Source organism: Vibrio sp. 2130-1, from assembly GCF_033339515.1.
On the sequence record NZ_JAWOUT010000680.1, the window covers coordinates 1 to 529 of the forward strand.

General features: G+C 46.7%; 1 protein-coding gene. It reads left to right on the forward strand.

Translation table 11 applies throughout. The features are described from left to right. Positions 1-63 precede the first annotated feature (63 nt). Positions 64-529 (forward strand): type II secretion system minor pseudopilin GspK (gspK, locus tag R7Q09_RS28115; protein WP_318144204.1); only part of this gene is annotated, 466 nt, incomplete at its 3' end.

The following is a 529-nucleotide window of genomic DNA, read 5'->3' on the forward strand; positions in this document are numbered from 1 at the left end:
ATCTAACGCCAGATGGCAAGCTTGCAGAAAGTGAAAGAAACAAAGCATCGGAGGGCAACAACAATGGCTAATCGTCAGCGTGGTGTTGCTTTGATTATTGTACTGATGTTGTTGGCGATTATGGCGACCATTGCTGCCACCATGTCTGAACGTTTGTTTTTGCAGTTTCAGCGCGGTTCAAACCAAATCCATTACCAGCAAGCATATTGGTACAGTGTTGGTGTTGAAGCCTTGGCTGAAGTGGGTATCGAGCAGAGCTACAAAGACAGCGATACCATCAACCTCAGCCAACCTTGGGCGATTAAAGAACAAGTGTACCCATTGGACTATGGTCAAGCTGCAGGACGTATTTGGGATAAGCAAGCGTGCTTTAACCTCAATGTGTTAAGTCGAGTGCAGCCGACCGGACAACAAACCACTCGACCATATTTGGTTCAAGTGCTGCAGCGTTTGTTGGAAGAGTCAGATGTAGAGCCGTATCAAGCGGAAGTGATTGCCGATTCCACTTGGGAATACATTGATTCAGACA